The 24,440-nt window shown below is 40.5% G+C and carries 17 protein-coding genes and 3 pseudogenes; 5 read left to right on the forward strand and 15 right to left on the reverse strand.

Going from position 1 to position 24,440, the window contains the following annotated elements; translation table 11 throughout:
- Positions 1-523: 523 nt before the first annotated feature.
- The 12 genes and pseudogenes from CXF65_RS14680 to CXF65_RS14735 all read right to left on the reverse strand — a co-directional run bounded on the left by CXF65_RS14680 (position 524) and on the right by CXF65_RS14735 (position 17,332).
- Positions 524-3,673 carry a tyrosine-type recombinase/integrase gene (locus CXF65_RS14680; RefSeq protein ID WP_025650704.1) on the reverse strand — a complete coding sequence of 1,050 codons (3,150 nt, stop codon included), beginning with the start codon at positions 3,671-3,673 and terminating at the stop codon, positions 524-526.
- Positions 3,666-5,978, reverse strand: coding sequence for a hypothetical protein (locus CXF65_RS14685; protein ID WP_025650705.1), 2,313 nt, complete (start codon positions 5,976-5,978; stop codon positions 3,666-3,668). Before CXF65_RS14685 ends, CXF65_RS14680 begins: the two co-directional genes overlap by 8 nt.
- On the reverse strand, positions 5,965-6,402 hold the full coding sequence (locus CXF65_RS14690) for a hypothetical protein (RefSeq protein WP_025650706.1): 438 nt from the start codon (positions 6,400-6,402) through the stop codon (positions 5,965-5,967). Before CXF65_RS14690 ends, CXF65_RS14685 begins: the two co-directional genes overlap by 14 nt.
- A gap of 374 nt (positions 6,403-6,776) precedes the next feature.
- Positions 6,777-6,995, reverse strand: coding sequence for a helix-turn-helix domain-containing protein (locus CXF65_RS14695; protein ID WP_025650707.1), 219 nt, complete (start codon positions 6,993-6,995; stop codon positions 6,777-6,779).
- Positions 6,996-7,422: 427 nt separating this feature from the next.
- Positions 7,423-7,614 carry a hypothetical protein gene (locus CXF65_RS14980; protein WP_156915590.1) on the reverse strand — a complete coding sequence of 64 codons (192 nt, stop codon included), beginning with the start codon at positions 7,612-7,614 and terminating at the stop codon, positions 7,423-7,425.
- 1,040 nt (positions 7,615-8,654) lie between these two features.
- Positions 8,655-9,896, reverse strand: coding sequence for a thiolase family protein (locus CXF65_RS14705; protein WP_025650710.1), 1,242 nt, complete (start codon positions 9,894-9,896; stop codon positions 8,655-8,657).
- An 89-nt stretch (positions 9,897-9,985) separates the two neighbouring features.
- On the reverse strand, positions 9,986-11,548 hold the full coding sequence (locus tag CXF65_RS14710) for a class I adenylate-forming enzyme family protein (RefSeq protein ID WP_025650711.1): 1,563 nt from the start codon (positions 11,546-11,548) through the stop codon (positions 9,986-9,988).
- A gap of 129 nt (positions 11,549-11,677) precedes the next feature.
- A complete protein-coding gene (locus CXF65_RS14715) occupies positions 11,678-12,706 on the reverse strand; it encodes an MBL fold metallo-hydrolase (RefSeq protein ID WP_025650712.1) in 1,029 nt (342 codons plus the stop codon).
- 14 nt (positions 12,707-12,720) lie between these two features.
- A complete protein-coding gene (locus CXF65_RS14720; RefSeq protein WP_025650713.1) occupies positions 12,721-13,497 on the reverse strand; it encodes an SDR family NAD(P)-dependent oxidoreductase in 777 nt (258 codons plus the stop codon).
- Between the two features lie 50 nt (positions 13,498-13,547).
- Positions 13,548-14,348 carry an enoyl-CoA hydratase/isomerase family protein gene (locus CXF65_RS14725; RefSeq protein ID WP_228706538.1) on the reverse strand — a complete coding sequence of 267 codons (801 nt, stop codon included), beginning with the start codon at positions 14,346-14,348 and terminating at the stop codon, positions 13,548-13,550.
- 129 nt (positions 14,349-14,477) lie between these two features.
- A pseudogene (locus CXF65_RS14730) lies at positions 14,478-15,939 on the reverse strand (GntP family permease).
- 247 nt (positions 15,940-16,186) lie between these two features.
- Positions 16,187-17,332, reverse strand: coding sequence for an acyl-CoA dehydrogenase family protein (locus tag CXF65_RS14735; protein WP_101212836.1), 1,146 nt, complete (start codon positions 17,330-17,332; stop codon positions 16,187-16,189).
- Positions 17,333-17,663: 331 nt separating this feature from the next.
- Between CXF65_RS14735 and CXF65_RS14740 the strand changes: the two genes are divergently transcribed.
- Together CXF65_RS14740 and CXF65_RS14745 are read left to right on the forward strand one after the other, a co-directional pair.
- Positions 17,664-18,305: a TetR/AcrR family transcriptional regulator gene (locus CXF65_RS14740; RefSeq protein WP_101212838.1), complete on the forward strand. Its 642-nt coding sequence runs from the start codon at positions 17,664-17,666 to the stop codon at positions 18,303-18,305.
- A gap of 125 nt (positions 18,306-18,430) precedes the next feature.
- Entirely contained in the window at positions 18,431-19,072 is a 642-nt protein-coding gene (locus CXF65_RS14745; protein ID WP_101212840.1) for a DNA polymerase III subunit epsilon, read from the forward strand.
- A 1,003-nt stretch (positions 19,073-20,075) separates the two neighbouring features.
- On the opposite strand, the gene CXF65_RS14750 is transcribed toward CXF65_RS14745, so the two are convergent.
- On the reverse strand, positions 20,076-20,981 hold the full coding sequence (locus tag CXF65_RS14750; RefSeq protein ID WP_198552024.1) for a LysR family transcriptional regulator: 906 nt from the start codon (positions 20,979-20,981) through the stop codon (positions 20,076-20,078).
- A 150-nt stretch (positions 20,982-21,131) separates the two neighbouring features.
- Between CXF65_RS14750 and CXF65_RS14755 the strand changes: the two genes are divergently transcribed.
- Complete coding sequence (locus tag CXF65_RS14755; protein WP_101212842.1) at positions 21,132-22,196, forward strand: TIGR03571 family LLM class oxidoreductase; 1,065 nt, start codon at positions 21,132-21,134, stop codon at positions 22,194-22,196.
- A 17-nt stretch (positions 22,197-22,213) separates the two neighbouring features.
- A complete protein-coding gene (locus CXF65_RS14760) occupies positions 22,214-22,822 on the forward strand; it encodes an FMN-dependent NADH-azoreductase (protein WP_157824085.1) in 609 nt (202 codons plus the stop codon).
- Positions 22,823-22,899: 77 nt separating this feature from the next.
- Here the strand turns inward: CXF65_RS14760 and CXF65_RS14765 are convergent.
- Positions 22,900-23,070: pseudogene (locus CXF65_RS14765) on the reverse strand (IS3 family transposase); the annotation flags it as partial.
- 24 nt (positions 23,071-23,094) lie between these two features.
- On the opposite strand from CXF65_RS14765, the gene CXF65_RS14770 reads away from it, so the two are divergent.
- Complete coding sequence (locus CXF65_RS14770) at positions 23,095-23,481, forward strand: helix-turn-helix domain-containing protein (RefSeq protein ID WP_157824086.1); 387 nt, start codon at positions 23,095-23,097, stop codon at positions 23,479-23,481.
- Here the strand turns inward: CXF65_RS14770 and CXF65_RS14775 are convergent.
- A pseudogene (locus tag CXF65_RS14775) lies at positions 23,456-24,411 on the reverse strand (NAD(P)H-dependent flavin oxidoreductase). The gene CXF65_RS14770 and the pseudogene CXF65_RS14775 sit on opposite strands and share 26 nt — an antisense overlap.
- Positions 24,412-24,440: the final 29 nt, after the last annotated feature.

Genomic DNA, 24,440 nt, shown 5'->3' on the forward strand with positions numbered 1-24,440 from the left:
AAGCTATTAAATATTCACGCTCTATCTAATAAGATGATACTTTATGAGTTATAAATCTCGAGTAAATAGCCGATGCATTATTATTTGGTTAAAACCTTAAAATCTAATTGCAATTCCTTTTTCTTGGCTTTGAACTGAAACTAACACTTAGATAGAGGCTAATTACTATAGTTAAAGTTATTATTCTCATTGTTAGTATTATTTTTTAGTAGTCACTTAAGAGTTACTCCTGCCACAGTACCTATCACTACCACATCTAACGAGGTAAGGTATTCCATTTATCGTATACACTAACCTTTTCTAAACGTGACAACGTGACAATCCTTATACTCTCTAGTGTTTAGAAGAATATTATCTGTGACAAAATTTTAATCATATAGAGCAAAAATCATCTTCTAGCCCGTTGACCATATAGCTTGTCACTCTGTCACCTTGCTCATACGAACTACTTGAATAAATCAGCTTGATAACTACTGCAAGCTACATAAAAAAAGCAATCATTCAGAATTACAAAAGGCTGTATCTAGTTTTCAACTAATATTATAAGTAAGTATCCCACATACTTCAAAATTCCTGACGAGGAATAATAATCATCTGTTATAGCCATATTTTTATCAGATCTTCTCCGCTTTTTCTGTACTACCCTAACCTCATAACCATGGAAACTCTCACGAGCACCAATACGTATTGAGCTATTCAGTCCAAGCTCTTTTTTAATATCACGCACTGCCTGTTCGCTATGTGCTCTAATTCGCCAATGACTGGCATCGATAAGCTGACAACCTACTTCCATGAACTGCTGTAGCATTTTAAGCTGAGTCTCTTTAATACCAAAATGAATCGATGAGGTGTTTAAGTTTTTTTTACCTGTAAATATTCCTACAAACGATTTCAGTCTAGCAGGCTCATCAATTGACATCTGATATGCTCGATCAAGCGCTTTAACTAGAACCTCTTGGTTTTTATGTCCCGTCGGCGCACTCAAAAGCAGCCTATCATCAGTAAAAATCTGACTGGCTCTATCGTAAATCTGTCTAGCATCATTGACAGCGATACCATGCTGAAGTGCGACCTCTGCCAACTGATCCGCTCTTTTATCAACACTTGTTTTTTGCAGCTCTTCTAACAGTGCAATCACATCATAAATTCTAGGATGGACAAATAGAGACGGTCGAGTATTCGCTGCGTCATTTTGTGTGTTTTGCTCATAATCTGTATTAGCTGGTGTTCTGTTATAAGAGAGTAGAGACTCTTTGCTCGCAACCTTATTGATTAAATAGCCACGCATTTTATCAAGATGAACCTGTTTGGTGTTAGGACTATAAGCTCTGCCATTCTGTCTATTCACCGTCTGATAACCAATACCTGTCACCATCTCAAACACGGTTATCGGCATAACAAGTGTGGCTTGACTCATTTGCCATCCAGCCAATAGATGAGCGGTATGCATATAATATTCAAACGTAGTATCTGGCGTTAGATGCCCTGCAAAGCTAGCTAGCCCAAACCACATCCCCTTTTCTTTATTATTAGCAAGCACGGCGCTAACGATAGATTCACTATGGGCTGTACCATAATCTGTCATCACCTCTCTAAGTGGCGAGTCGTTTAACACCAGGACCAATTGGCTAATTGCAGTATGCCGAAAGCTATGAAAGGTGAAATCATGGGTACTCAGCAATCTATCCCATATTATTTTCATCATATTACTAAAGAATACGGACGGTAGTGGCTGGTCACCTGAGCCTTGTGAGAATAAATAATTTCTTTTTAACCTTTTTTGTTGATAATAGAATGCGATGAAGGGCTTTAACTCATCATCCTTGAAAAGCCTGTCTATCGGTATCACCCGTTTAGAACTACTGCTTTTTAGCCGGCGATAGCGGTTGGGCTTGAGGATTATTTTTGGCACTTCAACCACTTGGCCATTAATAAACCCTATATCTGCAATGTCGCTAACCTTAATACCAATAATTTCGTTAATTCGCATACCAGTCCGATAAGCAAGCGCCAGTACAATAAAACATAGCTGCTTTTGTTCTATCTCTAACTCTGATGTTTGGATATAACTTCTCATCGCTCTATACACGCGCGGTGATATCATTTCAGCTTTGACAACTTGCCGATTATTACCCCAGGGAAAATGCACATAAGGCGCATCAAAGTGCATACGCTGATGATCATGAAATGCTTTCAAACGGCCATAAGTAAATTTCTGACTGTCTTTTAAACGATCAAGATAAGATAGCGGTTGACCAGTAGTATGGTTATCATTATCTATACCACTATATGTATCGTCAAACTCTGACGACTTGCACAGTACAGAAAACTTGCGACCATCTTTTACCTTACTTTGAATAATTTGCTCGTACACTTCCTCAAAGTCATTACCCTCCCACTGATCAATATCCTCATCCAACGTCAGCATTAGCCAGTCGCGACCAATACAGCCAGCATATTTACTAATAGTATTTAGTCTAATACTATTATCACCGAGCAATGATAATACCCAGCTAAGCAAGCGTCGCGCATTAGGCTGGCTAGCGTCTGTCATTAATATTGTGATAGTACAAATAGCGGCGTTTCTAGTCAATTTGAGTGCATCTTGCAGCTCTTTGATCAGATTTTTGCTAAAGCTTGGATAAACTGTGGCATCTCTCTTGTCCTGCGATTTTCCTACCGTCTGATAACTGGCATCAAACAGCTCAGACCACTCGAGTGGCTCAGGGTTTTGATTGATGAGCTCTCGGTTATAATGGATTAGCTTCTCAGTAGGCAAACCTGTTGTCTTTATATCATCTTGTTTCACCACGGCTAGCGCACCATCGATTAGACTACCCTCTAGCTGTCGCCAGTGGTAGTTGGCATATTTGATGAGCATTGAGTGCTGCGGGCGATCGATATCTTTATTGGTGAGTTTAAGCGTTTGTGAGATATCGTTGATTATGGTATTAAATGGCTTTATCTTGGCAGTGTTTAACTCTTTATCCTTTAGAGCATATAAAAAACATAGGCCCATATCATCGGGAATATAATCAACAAAACGATGTAAGCTTTCGCTGTCATCTAGCGTAGTTCCATAATTATCATCAGGTACGCTAAGCGGTATTATAGCCAAACATTCTACTCTGCTTTTTTCATCAGTCGCTGACATGTTAATTTTATATATACGGCGCTCACCAAATAGCCAATCATAGAGCGCTTTTAACACCTCAATGTCGTTGATACCGCCATACATGATGCTGCAATATAATAATCCCTCAACCAAGTCATTCATTGAAAAACGCCGTTTTCGTTGCCAAGACTCTATCATCATAGCGCTACTGTCTGCCACAGCGCACCCATTCACAAACCAATCATAATTAATGGTCAAGCGCTCACGAGTCGCCAGTATCGGTACAACAGGCTCGTTAAGGTATATCTGGTGAGCTTTATTATAATCACGAATAAACTCTAAAAATCCGCGCCGCGCCAATTGAAAGTTTTGAGCGGTATCGAACTTCTCCTCTAGTAACTGGTTAATCGCTTCATAATGATGCTGCAGCTCACAAGGCGATTGCATAGGATATTGATTGATATATTCTTTAATTAGGGCTTTAGCATCATACTTGATACTGTTTTTAGCTTCTTCTCTATTCAGCTGTCGCATTTTATGAGCGCTAATGTTATCCATATAGGCGAACCTCAATTTGTTTTAAGTGAAGGTCTGTAGCAATCGCATCTAAATGGGAACTGAGCTGGTGCAGCTGATTAATAGAGCTTGATGACATCGGATGCATAAATTCCTGATCAGGATGCTCATGACCATAAAGGGCACAAATCAGATAGTCAGGCACGCGCCCCGTAAGCATGGATCTCAGCTGATGACGCAGCCAATTATCCTGATGACTAAAAAAGTCTTGCAACTGGTAGCGAACTTGGCTTGGCGTAATGCTAGTAAAGCCCTTTGGGTTCTTTTTATAGAGCTGAATGAGAGGACGCTCAGATTGCAAGATGTCGTTGATAGGATAAGGCGCTGCTGGACATAATGGATTATAGATGGCGGCAAATTGCTTAATATAAGTCATATAGTTTTGTATAGCAGTTATCAAAAACTTGCTAAGAGGAATGAGCCTGCCATCAGACTGCGCATGACGCTCTTCTTTGTCAGATACCCATAATATACGCCGCTTCAAATCAAACTGATTGAGTAATCCTGGTGCATGTCTGACTGGGCGAATACCCGTTTGGATCAGGATAATGTGCCATAGCCAAATGCTATAACTATTGAACTGCGCAATATAGCGATCCATGTGGGATTTTAACTTTCCATTAAAACTCTCAGCACTGATAGCCAGTTGATTAAAGAACTGCTGGCACATTGTGGTCTTTAGTACCATATCACTACCAATATGGCTTCTATGCCCGTTCATCGGTACGCTACACTCATCTATTAAAAGTACTTTTTGCTCATCATTGCAGTATTCAGTTATCAGCTCTACCGCTTTTATATAAGTTTGCTCTAGCTCTACCGTTTTAGTGCTAGTGTAATACAGCGCAGAGCTATGCCTTACATCAACACCTGTGATCATGTCGGCATGTAGGGGCTTATTAAGTTCGTTTTTAATAAGGATAAATAGCCCGGCTTCAATATATTGAGGACTCAGTGCTGGCAGGTTCAATATATCTTTAGCGTAAGAGATAGCGGCTTTAACATTACCAGGTGAAACGGTAATTTTATCCTCAAGCATGATTTGTAAAGCTTCAGGCAGTGCGCGATAAAAGGTACTGCCGTTGCTTTGTCTGTGGGCAAGCAGATGACTTCGAGTATTGGTCGTCACATCGATCGTGATGGCGATACTACTGATTTTACGGACACGGTCATAGACGAAATACTGCCGTTGACTGCGACTGCATTGCCAATCAGCAATGATGCTATCAATACTAAGACCGCTTAACAGTGACAGTAGTAAAACTGCATACCCAGTACCACTCTCTTTATCAACATTCATAAAGCGTTGCCAAAGCGTGGCAAATAACATCTGATATCCGGTAATGCTTAGCTGACGATGATTGGTTGGGAAATGAAATTGGTTACGGCGGGCGTGTTGATGGTTATTTTTCAATCGCCATTGCTGCAGCTCAGAAGATTTAGCAATTTGCAGAGCTGGCTTAAAATCATTGTCTAGCAATGGCACTTCGTTGTCATCGGCAATATTTTCAGCGATTGCCACATTACTGTGCTTTTTTGATTGTTTCGTACCAAACACTATTCTTTGTAGCGGCTCACCATCGATATGCGCCACTATCTTGGTGACTGTTTGAGACAACTTTACGCGTTTAGTATCTTCATTATAGGTTTTACCAATAAAAGCCTTATTATCAATTGCTACTTCATAAGCCAACCTAATTTGACCAATTTTACTACCAAGATATTGGTTCGCTTTTTCACCTGTTGCCTCTTCCTGTTTGACGCTTGCTTCATATTGTCTGATATAAGGTAAACATGAGGACAAGCTATCGCACTGAGCATGAGTGCTGATTAACTGGTCGAGAATGCCACGTTGTGGATCAGAAGGTCTTAGCGCCATACGAACACGCACACCAAGCTTATCTATTTTGGCAAAGTGTTTGTTGTGGCGTACTGTGATCATAAATATCACTTTTAAGTAGCCACTCATAAATCGCCAAGCATTATTATTTATATTAACTTCGCCATATGCCTGATAAAAGACAATCAGCATATAGGTAACCGCCCACTCTACTGTTTTACCTTGCCGAATGATTTCTTTAATCACATCTTCACAGTCTATACCAGTAAGTTCTGCAAAATTCTCACCTGGTTTTAAATACAACAAACCAATATCATCATCTTGCACCAGACTAATCACATCAATCACGAGCTGGCGCATTTGTACGTTATGCAGTGAGTCTGTTGGAATAAGCTTATCCAACACTCGCCTAGTAGTCACATCATCAAATAATTTAGTTTGACTCATAAGAGGCATCCATCCAATCCATGTTTTTGTGCAGTCCCAACATCACCTCATCATTAACCGCCTTGCCCTGCTGATACTCATAAGCACTTTGGCTGATACCAGCAAACTGACAATAATTGTCTACCGTAAGACGCTCTATATTCATAAGTTCGCAAATAATACTTTTTGGTGCACTATTACTGAGTGCCTTAAAAAACTCAGGATGATGAGTCCCTCTTGCGAAAGCCAGCTCAACAACCTCACTCCAAGCCAAGTACTTAATGTCTTGTAAGCTTTCAGCCGCAATCAAGCAAGGCTGACGCAAACTAACCTCTTCTGTAAGAACCCTATCAATACGTCTAAATTCATTAAAAAAATAGTAAGCGCCGTCTGGTTTAGATACTAAGCGTAGCGGTGGTCGATAATAGTCATTAAAACTATTCATGTTTACACCAACTACTCTCGGTCTAAATTGTTGCCACATCAATAATGCCTTCTGAGCATGTGTATGAATAACCAGATTAGATTTACTAAAAGTTATAAACTTTTGAATAGGCTTTAGATGAATATTATTCATTTTTTAACTAATTATAGTGAATTATATTAACTATAATATGTTATAACCTACCAGCTGTAAAGACTTTAATATTTCTGTTATATTTTTATCTTTAATACTTTAAATATTGATTTAGAAAAATCTTTTAGACAAAAAAATACTCTCCAACCTATTATAAATAAAGGCTGAAGAGTATTTTAAAATTTCAATTCTAGTCGGGTGAGGAGGTTAACGTCTTATAGCAGTCGACCTTCCTATAAAGCTTAGTTTTCTTCATTCTCATCGGGAACATACTTTAAAACATCCCCTGGATTGACTTTTAATACCTGGCACAACTTACTCAGGGTATCGAATTCTATGCGAGTTGTCTCATCGTTATAAATTCTATGAAGCGTTGATTTGCTGATATCTGTCATTCTTACTAAATCTGCAACTCGCAACCTTCTTTCCGCTAAAAGCACTGGTAGATTACATAAAATCACAATAAAATCCTTATTGGTAAGTAAAAAATACTTGCCAGTGATTACTTTTCTGTTAAAATAATACTCGTTGGCAATAACTAAGTTTCCGTCAAAAACTATTTTGTGCTGACTAACGCTTTATTATGTCATAGACTCATCTTATCGCTCAATAGCTGGCTAACTATGATGGGTGCGACTCGTTCGATAGATATAGATACTATAAAAATGTGACACTAATCATAGTCATTCTGCCATTAAGAAGGAGTATATTATGGGCATCAGGATTGAATGGAGCATGACACAAAATGCTTGGGACAAACGGGTCTGTGAGGATTATTGGTCCTATGATCATAAAACTAGCTATGTAGATTATGTCCGTATGCTTTGTCAAAAATATAATATCAGTTCACACATATTATTTGAAACCATAAGCCAATGCTATGCTTGCTTAGATGATGTGTGCTGTGAATATTGCGGGAGCGCCTGTCCCATTGATGTACCTGCTGATATCGCCTATATGCGGGCAAAAGAGAGTTGGTTTTGTGCAGTATGCGAGCATGCAATGTGGAGAAGTGACTTTATTAGTAAATAAATAATCAAAGCTACTTTCAGCTAAAAAACTGATATTTTTATCTGACATAATCAACTCCTTTCACTTAAAACAATAACTATATTCGTATTCATGACGATTTGGTTCTCGTTGACTTTATCCCAGATAGTTTACGAGTAATTGATTAGGTCTCTATCGGTCAGATTTTCAGCATCGAATAGCTCATTTAACCTTGCAACTATTTTTAATAGCCAGTCCTCTTATTTATCCTTAGCTTTGCCAGCTCCACCGCTACCAGTATTCAGCGGAAAGAAACTACCCTCTTACAGTTTTAAATCCTGTTGACGTAGCTTAAAAAAGCGGTAGTGACTCATTATCATATTACTGAAATAAACCTCATCATCATCGAGCCTTTCACGTAGCATAGGTTGTAAATGGCGAGTATAAAGACTTAGCTTCTCTATATCCCTATTATCGTAATCGATAACCTGCGACATAAATTCGTACTGATGGGTTTGATAATGTTAATCTTGTACTAAGTCGCTTCTGCGTATCAACAGTCCTGTTAGTATTTATCATTGTGTGCTTATTAGGCTTTAAACAGTGGGCTAGTGCTAAAGTTCACTGATGAATATGCTTTTAGTAAAATTACTTTATGGATCAAGTAGTAATTTCTTAGATGCTTATAGCCTTATTAACGAGGGTTTTCGATTCTTATTTTGATGAACAAATGTCGATAATTATTAGATATAGGTAGTAGCAAAAAATGATGCTAACGCTATATACGGCCTATTGTTAGCACCTTTTTTTAGTTCGAGAACTTACTCAGGTGAGTTTGTCAAAATTGGGGTTTGCCCGCTATCTTCTTAACGGCCTCTGCTTTAAATTCTGTGCTATAAGTTCTGGTTTTCTTGGTCATGGTAAACTCCGATTAATAAGCTTAGTTTACCAAGTTTATCTCTACGGTTTCTTCAGCATAGCTCAAGTGTGAACAAGCCAAATTGGCGTTGCCTAATAAAGGGAGCCTCTTTTTTCCCTTTGCCACGTGGCGTACGAATGGCATCATAGATATAAGCTATTTCAGTCATAGAAAATTCCTTTTTTATTTTTAATAATGAGTTAGTTAAATACTACTGCATAGCAAAGATATTGATAACGGCAGTAGCCTCTTCTACTCCATAAATACCGCCACCATTTTCTTGAATAGCAATTCGCGCGCCCTCTACTTGACGCCTGCCAGCTTCGCCCCGTAGTTGGGTCACCAGCTCATAGACTTGACCTAGTCCGGTTGCGCCAATCGGGTGTCCTTTGGACTCAAGACCGCCTGATGGGTTGACAGGGACACGGCCACCGATTGTCAGCTCGCCGGCTTCTGCTGCTCTACCCGCCTCGCCATAACCGACCAGTTGAAGATTTTCCACCTGAATAATCTCTCCCATAGCCGTAGCATCATGTACCTCAGCGACATCTACGTCGGCCGGAGAGACGCCCGCCTTTTCATAAGCTTCGGTAGCAGCAAGCGCAGTAAGGTGGTTTTTATAATCCTCAAAACTGCGATCTGAGCTTGAGCGCACGACACTACTCAATAGCTTGATGGCACGTTTAGCATCACCCTTTAGACGCTTTAACCCTTCCGCATTACATAAGACCGTAGCCGCAGCACCGTCAGAGATGGGCGCGCACATAGGCAGAGTGAGCGGATATGTGATAGGTGGTGCTGCCAATACCTCTTCTATCGTATAAGGTCGTTGATACTGAGCCAGTGGGTTATGCACAGAGTGGGTATGGTTCTTTGCACAGACAGCCGCGATTTGTCTTTGCGTAGTACCAAAAGTATTTATGTGATGGCGACTAAAGGCGGCGTATACATCCATAAACATCGAGTACGGTTTCGGAGATTGCGAGCCTTCAGGACATTCAAAGCCTGCGCCCATCGCCAATAAGGTATCCCGATTATCCGCAACCGTACTTACATCCCAAGCTGAGTCAAAAGCGGCAAACATCTTAGCCTTATCCTCATTGATCATTTTTTCAGCTCCTACCGCAATAGCGATATCACACGAGCCACTTTTGATCGCCATCGCTGCTAAATGTAAGGCGGTACTAGAAGACGCGCAAGCCCCTTCGATATTAAAGATTGGGATACTTTGAAAGCCCATCGAGCGTAAAGCTACCTGACCAGGAATCATGTGTTGACCCTGCATAAAGCCGATAACACAGGAAGCAAAATAAGCTTGCTTAACTTGCTCCAATTCAGCACCGGCATCGGTCAATGCCTGTTCTACCGCTTCACGCACCAAATCCTTATAACTGCGCTCTATATGACGGCCAAACTTGGTCATGCCAACGCCAGTAATATAAATGTCACTCATAGGTCATTCCTTTGAATTAATTTTAGAAAGTAAATATTTATCCATCAACACCAGTTGTAAAGACTAGGCTGTGAATATCAAGTACCTTACTAAGAGATTTTACGAGCCTCGCTCCAGTATTTTTCACGCACCTTTCTACGTAGCACTTTACCAACCACACTAGTGGGAATCTGCTCAACAATTAAGATAGTTTTTGGCGCTTTATAGCTACCAATCAGGTTTTTAACATGCGCAATGAGCTCAAGATCTGTCAAGCTAACATTGTCTCTAAGAATAACCTCAGCATGTACAGCCTCACCCCACTCTTCATGAGGGATACCTACTACTGCAGCTAGAAAGACATCCGCATGGCTATTAAGAGCAGACTCGACTTCATTGGCATAAATATTAAAACCACCTGAGATAATCATGTCTTTTTTGCGGTCGACAAGATAAATAAAGCCTTCTTTATCCATATAACCTAAGTCACCCGACTTCCAAAATCCATTATGGAATTCCTCAGCGGTAAGCTCAGGGGCATTCAGGTATCCTTGGCAGACACTACGTGAGCGTACCCAGAGCTCTCCTGTCTCGCCCTGTGGCAGTGTATTGCCTTCACTGTCAACGATAACACACTCAACACTAGGTGTAGGTTGACCAGCGGAACCTAATCGAACTTCGTCCACTTCTGTTTTTATAATATGTTTTTGGGTGCTCATGTTCAATGCAAAACCAAAGTGCTCGGTAGACCCATATCCCTGTATGAATATATTACCTAGCTTTGCCTGAAGTAATTTGAGTTTTCCTGGGCTCATAGGTGCTGCGCCATAAACCACATACTTAAGCGTACTTAAATCAGACTCAATCTCTAGCAGGCGATAAAGTATGGTAGGCACTAAGAATGTCAGCGTAGCCTTTTCTTTTTCAATATTAGCGCAGTAAGCATTCAAATCAGGGCTGTTTTGGGTAATCGTACAGCCACCCGAATATAACGTTGGCAATACAAGCATGCCACTACCATGACTGATAGGCGCTACGTGAATGCATCTTGGTTCATCGGCCCATATATCCTTGTCATCAAAAGCAAAGGCCGTATCACGGCAGCTGAACCAATTATCCATAGAGTACATAGCTGGCTTACCTTTGCCAGTCGTACCACCAGTAAAGCGAATCAGCGCACAATGCTCACGATCATCTAATTCAAAATCAGGATTATGATCAGGGGCCTGATCTACTAGCTCCCAAAAATAAAGGACACCCTCTAAGCTATCTTCTGGCTTATCCATAACGACGATAGTAATGCCTTGCCCTATTAACATTTCATAATGTGTTTTGAGTAATGACGTTTCAATAAATGCAACTTTCACATTAGCAGCCGCCACCTGCCAAGTATGCTCTTCAAGCGAATCTCTAAAATTGGTGAAGGCACCAGTAGCGCCGCCTTTAAAAATAGTTGGAGCATGAATCAATGATAGATTGTCATTATCCAGAATATTGATAAAGCGATCGCCAACACCTAATCCTAAGCTGACCATCATATTGACGATTTGATTGGATAAGAGGTGAAATTCAGAAAAAGTATATCTGCGGTTACGCTCTATATTTACTAAGGCTTCACGATCTCCGTAACGCTGCGCGAGTGCTGCCATATGATTACTAAAATTAATTAACATGTTTATTATCCTTAATAAGTGGTAGTCCCTTGTTTATCTTTACAGCCTAATCCTGCTATCGAATCTCTTACATTTACCATGAAACCAAAGGTTATAACTTTTTAGACGATCTCTAAAAAATATAATTGTTTAAGCTAACTGGTAGTACAAGACACCGGATAGTTCTGCAGTCTCGCAAACTACTTCTCCAGTATTCACCAAATAAGTAACGTGAGCGAACGTCTCTTCAAGCGCTAAACAACGTGCAAAACCTTTTTTCTTTGCCCATCCCAATACCGAACTTAACTCGTTGACAGTGCGCCATTGGTCGAGGTTTTTCCGCAGTTTATCTAACGAGGTTTGATGGTGCTGCAACACTTCACGAACTCTTTCATCCCCATGATAAAACGGCTTATTATGTGCGGGTAAGACCAGTGCATTCGTACTTATCCAATCAATCATATCGCTCAGACCTGCTAACCAACCGGCTAAAGGATCGGTCTCTTGGCTCATATAATTTAGGCCAACGTAGGGCGTGATATGTTCGATGATTTGATCACCTGAAATCATCACCTCTCCCGAAGCCTTTTGTAAACAAATATGCTCTATAGAATGCCCCGAACCCGACCAAAGATGCCATGACTCGCCCCCTATTTCAATCGTATCGCCAGACTTGACAATATTTACCTCGGTGGGCAACGAACCAAACATCATATCTAAGTACTCCCAAACCTCCTCCAGACTTTGCATGTCTTCTAGTGAGGCATCCATACGACTGTAGAAATGTGGCAAGTCACTGTAATCTTTAGTACTGCGATAACGGTTCTCAAGCCTTGCCTGTAAAATCTCCTTTTCGGAGATATATAAGGGTGCATCGCTATAATCCTCCAACCAGCCAGCCAGTCCAATATGATCAGGGTGTGAATGAGTGATTAAGATACCGGTAATTTTCGCGGGGCTAGGTAAGTTCTGTATTAAGCTTTTCCACAAGTCACGGTTTTCATCGGAGGCAGGACCTGAATCAATCACGAACCAGCCATCTACATCCCTAATCAAATAAATATTTATATGATCCAACTTGCTAGGTATTTTAAATCTAGTCCATAATATTCCGTCACTAACGACTAGCAACTCACCAAACTCTGGTGGCGTAATGTAACTTCCTTGCTGAGTACTCATAAAACTGCCTTCTATTATCTAGCCTGCAGTATCGTCGCAGCATCGAGACGAATATAGCGACCATTCATGTAGCTATTTTCAATTAGAAATGCACAAGTAGAGGCAAACTCTTCCATATTACCCATACGTTTAGGTGCTTCACACATAGCAATAAGAGCTTCACTAACTTTTGCATCAAGCGACTCCACCATAGGGGTCGCAAACATGCCTGGAGCAATGGAATTAACTCGAATACCCAATTTTCCGAACTCACGCGCTGCCGGTATATTGAGACCGTTAACGCCAGATTTTGACGCTCCGTAGGCGCTCTGCCCAATTTGGCCTTCCCAAGCAGCACCAGAAGAGACGTTCACAATAACGCCACGCTCGCCTTTTTCATCAGGCTCATTTAGTGCCATTTTTTCAGCACATTTTGACATGACGGTATATAGCCCAATCAAATTCACATTAATTACTGCTTTAAAATTCGCTAATGCCGAAGCTTTGCCTTCTCTATTTAGAATCTTCGCTGGAGCTACAATACCTGCCGCGTTGATGTCGGCATGGATAGCGCCAAACCCATCTATGATGGCAGCAATAGCGTTATCGACATCTTCTTCAGAAGTCACATCCGTACGACAGAACATGGCTTTATCTTTGCCAAGATCGGCAACAGCAGCCTCACCTGCTTCTTGATTCATATCTAATAAGGCTACCTTAGCCCCTTTATTGCGTACCATATATTGAGCAGTAGCTAAACCTAATCCTGAGGCACCACCACTGATAACGACAACTTTATTGGTTAAATTCATGATTCATTCCCTTGTTTTCTGATTAAAAATTATTTGAAAAATAACTTAAGTTAATAGCCGCGAAACTCTGGTTTACGCTTTTCACTGAACGCGGTGAGACCTTCTTGCATATCGTAAGAGCGCATATGAGCACGGAACAACACTTGCTCCTGTTGCAACGCATCATCACGCGATTTGTCTGCACTGGCATTAGCAACTACTTTCATTCTTTTTAGCGCTATAGGGCTTTTTTCCGCTATTAATTCTGCTAGTTTTTGCACTTCTTCTTGCAAGCTATCGGGGCTAACAACTTTATTAACGAAGCCATAGCCTCTCATTTCTTCTGCAGAAAGGGTTTCGCCAGTGAAAAGTAAATACTTTGCAACATTAAGTGGAATTAATCTTGGTAATACTGCCGCACCACCAGCTCCTGGATAGACGCCATAATTAGCATGAGCGTCCCCTATGCGCGCGCTGTCTGCAGCTATCACAATATCCGCACACATAGCAGTCTCTAAACCACCGGCCATAGTAATACCGTTAATAGCTGCAATAACTGGCTTAGGGAAGTTACGTAGTACATCAAGCACGTTAACGGTTAAGCGATCAATGAAATCTGCTTCGCCTGCAGGGCCATCGTTTGAGACTAAGATTTCTTTAAGATCCGCACCCGCACAAAAGGCTGTACCATTACCGGTAATGACCAATACTTTCACACTGCTATCTTCAGCAATCTTTGGCAGTAGCTCTTCATACTTATCTATCATATTAAGATTAATGGCGTTCATAGCGGCAGGTCTATTCAAGGTAATCCAAGCCGCTGGCCCTACTTGTTTAAATTCTAAAGCGTTATTTTCCATATGTAATTTCATGTATGGTTCTCCTATCGAACGTTAATTTTGAAAGCGCTATTATTGGTATGCGTATTGGCAGCATATGTCTCTATTAATATTTGGTTATTATTTATCATTAAGTAAACATCTCATAATTAATCAAGCTGCTTAGAATGAACCAAAGACAGTTCCTAAGGTAATAACAGCAATGATGGCAATTATCGGGATAGCAATAGTAACCGCCGCCACGTTGAGATAAGCCTGCTTATGAGTAAGACCACAAATACCTAGCATAGTAATTACAGCACCATTATGCGGCAGACTGTCTAGACCGCCGGAGGCCATAACGGCGACTCGATGCATCAGCTCTGGATCAATACCTGCTGAGACGGCCATGCGTAGATAATCTTCACCTAGAGTCGCTAAGGCAATGCTTAAACCGCCAGACGATGAACCAGTAATTCCTGCCAACGTCGTCATGGCTATAGCTTCTGAAATTAATGGATTATTAGGACTTATATTTAAAATACTGTCGCGAATAATGATAAAGCCTGCTAACGAAGCAATGACAGCACCGTACCCTACTTCAGAGCCGGTATTGAAAATAGGTAACATGGAGTCATACGTACCATTATTAATAGTTTTTTGTAGATTGTGCCAATGCCCAACTCGCATTATAATCAAGACCAAACAGGCAATAACTAACGAGATAATAATAGACCATAATCCTAATGAGCCAGCAATATTCAGATCAGGGAACTGAGTCTGTAGCGCACTGAAGTCAATCGAAGGAAAGATAGCGTAAACCAGTAACGCATTAATCCCAATAACCAATATCAGCGGTATGATAACCATCGTAAATGAAATTGGGGCTTTTTCCTTAACTGTATGACCCGTTACGAACTCTTCGCCTTGAGTGGTATTATTTTGAGAAATATCACTTTTCGCAACATTAATACCCCCCTTCGAAACCATCCTTATGCTGACCATAACCTTCACCAGCCGATTTAGCTTTGTTTGCTCGTGACTGTACCCACCACCAACCCAGCACGAACATAATTATCCCGCCGATAACACCTAAGATAGGAGCGGCAAAAAGATTGGTATTGTAGTAAGGAATAGGAATAGCGTTTTGAATAGCAGGTGTACCTGGCAGTGCCGTCAAGGTAAAAGTAAAAGACCCTACCGAAATCGCTGCTGGGATTAGACGCTTAGGAATATCTGCAATCTTGAATAAGTTCTTGGCTACCGGATAGATAGCAAATACTACAACAAAACCAGATACCCCACCATAAGTTAATAATGCACATACTAAAATAATGGCTAGAATAGCTTTGCTTGACCCTAACTTCTTGACGATCGCATTAGCAATGACTGTGGCCGCTCCCGAATCTCCCATTAAGCGCCCAAACATAGCACCTAATAAAAATATTGGGAAAAACTTGAGTAAGAATCCACTTAATCCACCCATAAATATATCGGTATAAGCAGGGATACTGCTTAAAAAATCACCTGATAAAAATACGGCTAACACTGCCAATATCGGCGCCAAAATCAACACAGAATATCCACGATAAGCAAAGAACATCAATAACAGTAAAGTTATGATAATAGCAATGGTACTAAACATGATGGCCTCTCCTTGGCATACATCAATAAACCAGATACTAAGAGTTTTTTAATCGTTAAAATCAGTCTAATCGTTCAGGTCAAGCTAATTGTTATGCATTAACCCACGGTTTAGGTCGATTAAGCATGTTCCTTACAACTTGCTGACTGGCTACTGACTCAGTACTATTTATTACTAGTTGATTAAAAAACTCAGCTTTGTTTTACCCATACTTTCTCTTATTGGGACACTATTGCGTCGAGTAAATTTATCTAAAGGCTTGAATACCAGTCAGCGAACGCGCTATCAATAACTTTTGGATTTCAGTAGTGCCATCGGGGATGGTGCCAATAATTGCTTCTCGAGCTAAACGTTCAACAATATACTCTTTGGTAACGCCATTGCCGCCATGAATCTGCACAGCATCACGGCAAACTTTGACCGCCATTTCGGTGCTATACCATTTAGCCATCGCACACTCTTTATCACAACGTATACCATGATCGATCATAGTGGCGGCTCTTAGCGTTAGTAATCTAGAGGCATCTATTTTAGTAGCCATATCAGCGATTTTATCCGCTATTAATTGATGACCCGCGATCAACTTGCCGTGTTGGAAACGCTCTTGGCTATACTTAATAGACTCTTCCATTGATCTACGAGCAATAGAGTAACCCCAAGCTGCCATATGACAGCGCGCACGTTCAAAAGTCACAAGCGTATTCTTCAACCCAGAGCCCAATTCACCAATAGTATTGCTCACAGGGACTCGCACATCACCAAAAAATACTTGTGCCGTTGACTGACCATTTAAAGCCATTTTTTTAATACCGCGTACTTCAATGCCTGATGTGGTCATATCTACCAAAATATGGGTCAATTCGCCCTCAGCAGTTTTGCATGTGCATATAAAGATATCCATATGCTCGCCGTTTGAGATCCAGGTTTTTTCTCCATTGATAATCCAGTCGTCGCCATCACGCACTGCTCGAGTCCTTGCGGCAGCTACATCAGACCCTGCGTCAGGCTCAGATATCCCGATGCCTATAAACAAATCACCTGAAAGCAGACCCGGCACATACTTTTCTTTGATATGCTCTGGAGCATTTCTAATCAACAGATCAGCGCCAGAAACATTAATTAGGATAGGTAATGCCAAATCTATTGAGCTAACACCCACTTCTTCCCAAAGTAACAAGTGCGTCACCCAATCCAAGCCTAAACCACCCCACCTCTCAGGAAAGGGCGCTTTGATTAGGCCGTATTCTGTCAAAGTCTTAACAAAGCCTTTTAACATCTCTTTAGGAATGAAACCTTCTCCGTGAGCACGCAGCTTTGGTTCAATTTCATTATCCAGAACTTTACGCAAGCCGTCAGTGGCCATTTTCTGCTCTTCTGTCATTAACATGGTCATGGCTTCCTTTCCTAGTTTAGTGTGTTTGAAAACCTTCAAAATACTGGTTTTCATATTTCATAATCGCATTATATAAAATAATGATAATAAATATTATCATTTTATATAACCTATAAAAACTTATTAAATAAGGTTTGTAGGAATTATATTATGCAGTTGCAATACATATTGCAATCAATTATACAATAAAGATAATATAGATTATCCTCATATACTTTATTCAGGAGATATTTTTCTAAATAGCAAACTTGTTCAATCGGCGATTTATATACAGGCTAATAGAAAAATTAGAGGATAACAAAATGCAAACTATGAATTGGAGAATGTGAAAATGGCAGGCAAGGCTTTGAAGAGTAAACTGAGGAACAAACAATTAAAACCAATATCAGCTATGCGACCAGCAACCTTAAACAAACTTGAAAAAGCAGTGCTGTTGTTATTTTCAAATCATGATCCCTCCGAAGTGAGCATGATACAGATAGCAAATGCAGCAAATATGTCATTAAAAACTTTGTATAATTATTTTGGGGACAAGCAAACCATCATTTACACTATTTTAAATAGAGTGTTAGGACGTTTAGCGATCCGTATGATTGATCATTTGCAAGGTATTGATAGTGTTAAAGATCGCCTTCGTAAAACTCTTTGGGTATTTTTCGATTTTATTGATAAAAGCCCAGATGCTATGATGGTATTGTCCACAGCAGTGCCAGTTTCGCGTTATCGCGAAATTGCCATTTATGATAATAAAGAGTTAGTTGATTCTTATTTACAGGTGTTGAGAGATGGGCAGGAACAAGGCATATTGAATGATACGGTGCCTTTATTTACTTTATTTGATGTGTTTATAGGCTTTATTAGCCGCTTAGGATTAATGCATATTATACGGAGAAACCCAGCTCCTCTGAATGATAACTTCGATGAGCTGTTCATTATATTATGGCGCGCGATTAGTAAGCCCGAAATAGATTAACAATTTCTGAAGCTTGAGTTTAGCCGTTTACTAAAAAACGTAATAATAATTTTTAAATGGTGAAATATCTTGAAAAGTGAGTAACCTCATATTTGGAGCAACCACATATTAAGGTTCTATCTTGCATGCTTAGGGTACTTTCCAAGGTGACTGTATTGCAAGCACCAAGAGCGAAGCGCTTTAATCCTCTAAAAGAAATCAGCTTGGGCTCTATGGCAATATCACATATCTGTGATGAGGATGTGGCAGATGAGCCGCCTCATACTGATTTTAGACTATCTAACAGTGTTGAGTACTTGATTGGTCATAATATTGATTTTGATATGACCGTTCTGAAAAATGCTGGCGTGACCCATACTCCTAATCTGATATGTACTAATGCGATGGCTAACTACCTGCTTCCTACGCTTGAGAGTCATAAGCTAGTATACCTCCTCTATTACTTTCACCGTTATATAGCGCGCGCTCAAGCAAGAGATGCACATGCTGCCATTGCTGATATTTACTTCACTGAGCTGGTGCTTGGTAGTCTGATTGATTTAGCTAATAGCCAAGGTCATGAGATAAATGATGTGGAAAGCTTATATGAATTTAGTGAAATGGCGCGTATACCCACGCATTTAAGCTTTGGTAAGCACAAGGGTGAGGCTATTGCAGATTTAGCTGCTAGCTCTGAAGGTACTGGCTATATTAAATGGCTGCTTAAACAGGACAGTATTGACCCTTATTTAGCTCAAGCATGCCAGCAAGCATTAGAATCTTTATAAATACACTGATGTCGTCAGTTTTATAGTCTAGCTATGCTCAAAATTGAGATAGATACTAGAAATAGTTAACGCTCAAGTAGATCAAGTTCTTATTAAAACTATAACTTATTAGGTAGTAAACTCCTCAATATTATGGTGTTTAAAATATCGTCAATATCTGCATATGCCATGAATCAACCTTACTCTGATAAGTTATAAAAGCTCTATATGCTATTATCTATATAGTGTAGAGGGCTGGAGTATGAAATTTATTTTTCTTAGGTGACGCTATTAATATCGGGGTTTGAACCAAGAGCAACCAATCGTACCTTTATCGCGCAATGCTTAAACTCGCAATGTGGTGTAACCTATCAACTAACCTCAGATACTAATAAAAACCGATATTTTAAGTTGAATGCTAAAGGTGAATATAATGAAGCTGGACGTTGGAATATTGAATTCTCACTAATATAGGAAACACCTTCCTAACTGCTTGCCACTGTGGGGTAAGAATATATACACGATTTCCTAGTATTTTACTTCCCCACATATTATCTGAATGATATTAAGATACAGTTAGAATAAGTTATATTCTGCAATTAGCATATTACCTATATTTAACAATAAACAACAATTAATTTTAAGACCAAACTTACTGCAGTATTGATTGGAAAATCAATCTATAATTCGATTCAATTGTTGGTATAACCGTTGGTATAAGCAGAAATATTTACGAATAAAGACATTAAAATCAATAAGTTAATATTTAAATATGGTTGATACTGGGCCCACCAAATTCAAACCCTTACAGGCATTGGCTTGTAAGGGTTTTTTATTGTCTAAAATTTATGTGACTGCATGGATGTAATTAATTTTTTGATACTATCTTGATACTTTGACCTTTGTAGTAATTAAGGGGCTGTAGTAGATAAGCACTATGATAGACTACTTTTATGAAGAAAACCCTCCCTAAATTAGATACGCATAATATTCTACTGCTTTTCACAATATCACCATCTACAGTTTAACCTATCAAACGCTGTGCTAAAAAATTCACCAACACGCCAATTTTTACCACATTACGGCTAGTGGGCGGATACACCAAATAAATCCCGTCATCTGTCGCCAAAGACGGGGTCACTTGCCAATCAGACAACACCTGTACCAACGCCCCAGACTGCAACGCTTTCTCAATCAGCCAATTAGGTAAATGGCTAATCCCTTGTCCATCAAGCGTGGCTTGTTTCAGCATTTCTATATTATTACCCATCAAATTCCCTGTCACCCGCAAACTTTGCGTTTTACCCGTTTGATGGAAATACCACTTTGACGCATAGCCTTGATACATAAACGGCAAACAATTATGCTCGGCTAATTGTGACGGTATTTGTGGTGTTCCATGCAATCGTAGATAATCGGGACTGGCACATAACAGCCGTTGCTGAGAGGCAATAAATTTTGCTACCAAGCGGTCATCCTCCACACGCCCTAACCGCACCCCTACATCATATTTCTCATTAAATAAATCTACAAATTCATCACTGGCAAATAGCTCCAATTCAATTTTTGGGTATAAATGGGCAAATTCGGCAAGCAATGGGGCGATTTTTTCAATCCCATAGGAACTGGGAAAAGTAAGGCACAATCGCCCTTGTGGTTCAATTTGCTCCTCTTTAATCGCTTCATTTACCTGTTGTAATTCAGCTAATATCGGCTCGGTCTGTTGTAAATAACGCATCCCTGCATGGGTCAAATCCAAATGTCTGGTTGAGCGATTCAATAGCTTAACTTGCAAGGATTGTTCTAAGTTATCAATTTGCCGAGTGACAGACGACACCGCCAGCCCAAGCTGACTTGCCGTGGCAGTAAAGCTATTAGTATTCGCCACATGGTGAAAAATAGTGAGGGCATAGAAGTAATTGATGGTCATGGGTTTGTTAGCAGTTAAGTGTATTTTTGAATAAACATATTTTTGCAAAAAAAGCAAAACTGTTTCTAATTTTACCCCAATTATCATTAAAAATAAAAGCATTATACTAGGGCTATATTTTTTAATGCTTAATTTAACGGAGTGACTCCCATGACCACAAGCTCACAAACTGCTGTACCAAACCTCTCTGTTCTTGGACAAGACAATAGCCAATTATTTCACACCGCTCAGACGAATGAAAATATAACCCCGCAACAAAAACAACTACCCCCTCATCTTGCCAATCACCCTGCATTTAGTGAGGTGTTTCAAGCGGATAAACTCACCTTGGGATTGATTGCCCCGTTTAAAGGCTATCCCAATAGTCCGATTCCGAGCTTAGAAGACTTTGGGGAAACCGCTGTCTTAGCAGAACAGCTTGGATTTTCTGCACTATGGTTGCGAGATGTGCCATTTTATGACCCAAGTTTTGGCGATGTTGGACAAGCATTTGACCCCATGGTTGCCATGGGCTATTTGACTGCGAAAACCCAACGAATTGCGATAGGTTCAGCAGGCATCGTTGCACCTTTGCGGAGTCCCATTCATATCGCCAAAGCCTCAGCAAGTACGGCAGTATTAAGCAATAATCGCTTTATTTTGGGGATGTCGAGTGGCGATAGACCTGTGGAATACCCTGTGTTTCAGCAAAACTTTGACAATCGTGCCGAGCGTTTTCGAGAAAGTTGGGACATGATTCGTGCCTTAACCACCCAAAAATTTCCGCAGTTTAAAGGGCAACATTATGGGGATTTAACAGGCAATATTGGCTTTATCCCTACCCTTGAACAACGCTTACCGATGGTTGCTATTGGTCGTGCCAGACAGGAACTAGATTGGCTTGCTAATACTGCCGATGCGTGGATTTGGCATGGGGTAAACCCAAAAGATACCAAAAATATCGTGCAAACCTTGGCGGATTTAAATCAAGATGACGCTTGGCATCCTTTTGGTTATGCCAATTTTGTCGAACTTAGTGAGAATCCGAATGAGCCTGCTCAATTATCTCGCAATATTTATCTACGAGGCGGGTCACATAGTTTGCTGGAATTTTGGCAAGAGCAGAAAGAACAAGGCTTATCTCATGTCACCATTAATTTAAAGCCTACCAAACGCCCTGTCAAAGAAACGTTGCAAGACTTGGCAGAAAATGTGCTAGCCAAATTAAACCAATAAAAATGGGGTATAAAACCATGAAAACGCTTGTCATTGATACCACAATCAATGCCCATACTGAGTCATTTTCGGCTCAGTTACTACAACAAATCAAACAGCAATTTGCTGAAAGCACAACCTATTTGCCATTAAATGACATGGATTTACCTACCTTGGATGAGGCAACCCTAACGGTCATTTATAAACAAAAAGCAGGGGAGGCTTTGAGTGTGGCGGAGCAAGCTATCGCCGACACTCGGCAAGCGATGTTACAGCAGTTTAAAGCGCATCAAAAAATCGTTATTATCTATCCGATGTATAACTACAATATCCCTGCTCGACTCAAAGATTATATGGATATGGTGTTGATGCCACGAGAGACTTTCCAGTACAGCGAGGCAGGTAAAATTGAACCTTTATTGACCGATAATAGAGCCGTGTTGTTTCTACAAATTAGTGGGTCGATGTTCTCATTGGATAAAGAATGCCAACAAATGGAATTTGCTTACCGTTATTTGGATATGATGTTTGCAAAAATGGGCTTTAAAAAACGCACCTTGATTCGAGCAGAAGGCACAGCCATTTGTGATAAAGAGGCAATTTTACAAGCCACGCTAGAAGATTTTAACCAATGGCAAGTTAATTAAATTTTAAGATAGCTGATACATAAGCTCAAGTTGACCCCTGCCGTCAATCCCGTAGACTTAAACTTGGGAGATTTTAGTTACGCAGCCTGACGATAATAATCAAACCACACCTGTCTTGGCGATTTATAACCCAAACCCTTTTGAATCCTCGTTTGGTTGTAGTACAGCTCAATATAGCCAATGATATCGCTGATGGCTGTAAATCTTGTTTTATAGTCTTGGTGATATACTAGACCTCTTGCAAAAGTAGTTGTAAGACACAACGTATATTATTGAACTCTACTTACTTAATAGATATGCCAAACATAGATAAGCTACTCAAACAAAGTGACGCTGGTTTTAAACGCTACACAGGCATTCATAAAGCCACCTTTTATGACATGCTTGATGCCATGCAAAAGCATGAAGCATCTAAGACCAAATCAGGCAGACCAAGTGTGCTCAGTCTTAAGGAGCAGATACTACTCGCCCTGACTTATTGGCGTGAATACCGCACGCTTTATCATATCAGTATGGACTTTGGTATTCATGAGTCTTCTGCTAGCCGTATCATTCGTAAAGTAGAAGACACACTGATTGACTCTGGCAAGTTTGAATTGCCTAAAAAGCTGCCTAGTCGTGTCGATATAGAATCTACTTCATCCAACCTGAGGCAATAGATAAGCGCTCATCACAATCAGCGACGATGCATTCAATAAGCTCAGCACAGGTAGGAATATCATCAATCAAGCCGACGATTTGTCCTACTGTGATAACACCGTCATCAACCTCTCCTGAATTCAGCGCCGCTTGACCACGCGCACCTGTGACAAGTGGACGAATCTCTGAAAATTCCACCCCACCCTCGCGATACTCCTTGGCGACAACTTCATCTGAAATAGCGTTTTTGAGGACGCGGGCCGTGTTATTTAGGGTTCTAAAAATAAGGCGAGTATCACGCTCTGAGGCGTTGACTAACGCTTGCTTAATATTATCATGCATGGGCGCCTCGACAGTGGCACAAAAGCGCGTGCCCATGTTGATGCCTTCTGCACCCAATACTAAAGCGGCGGCCCGATACCGCCAGAGGCGATGACAGGGATTGATAGCTGTTTGACGGCAGCTGGGATGAGCACCAAGCCACCGATATCTTCCTCTCCTGAGTGACCAGCACACTCGAACCCATCAATAGATATTATATCGACACCGTGGCGCTCAGCAGATAAAGCATGACGAACCGACACACATTTATGGATAGTAATTAAGTTGGCCGCTTTGGGTTTTGCCATAAAGTCTCTGGGATTATTGCCAGCGGTTTCTAAAATCTTGACCTCACTTTCGATAATGGCGTCCATATACTCATCGTAAGGCGGCGGATTGATAGTAGGATAAATGGTTAAATTAACGCCAAAGGGCTTATCCGTCATCTCACGGCAACGGGCAATCTCTTTGGTCAGCGCTTCAGGCGTCGGCATCGTGAGGGCGGTAACCATGCCTAAACCGCCAGCATTTGATACAGCGGCCGCCATGTCCGCAGTGCCCACCCACATCATGCCGCCTTGGATAATAGGGTATTTAATATTGAGCATTTCGGTGATTCTGGTTTTCATAACAAGTCCATTTAGAGTTTATAAATATA

It is taken from the genome of Psychrobacter sp. Sarcosine-3u-12, assembly GCF_002836005.1.
Taxonomy (GTDB): domain Bacteria; phylum Pseudomonadota; class Gammaproteobacteria; order Pseudomonadales; family Moraxellaceae; genus Psychrobacter; species Psychrobacter okhotskensis.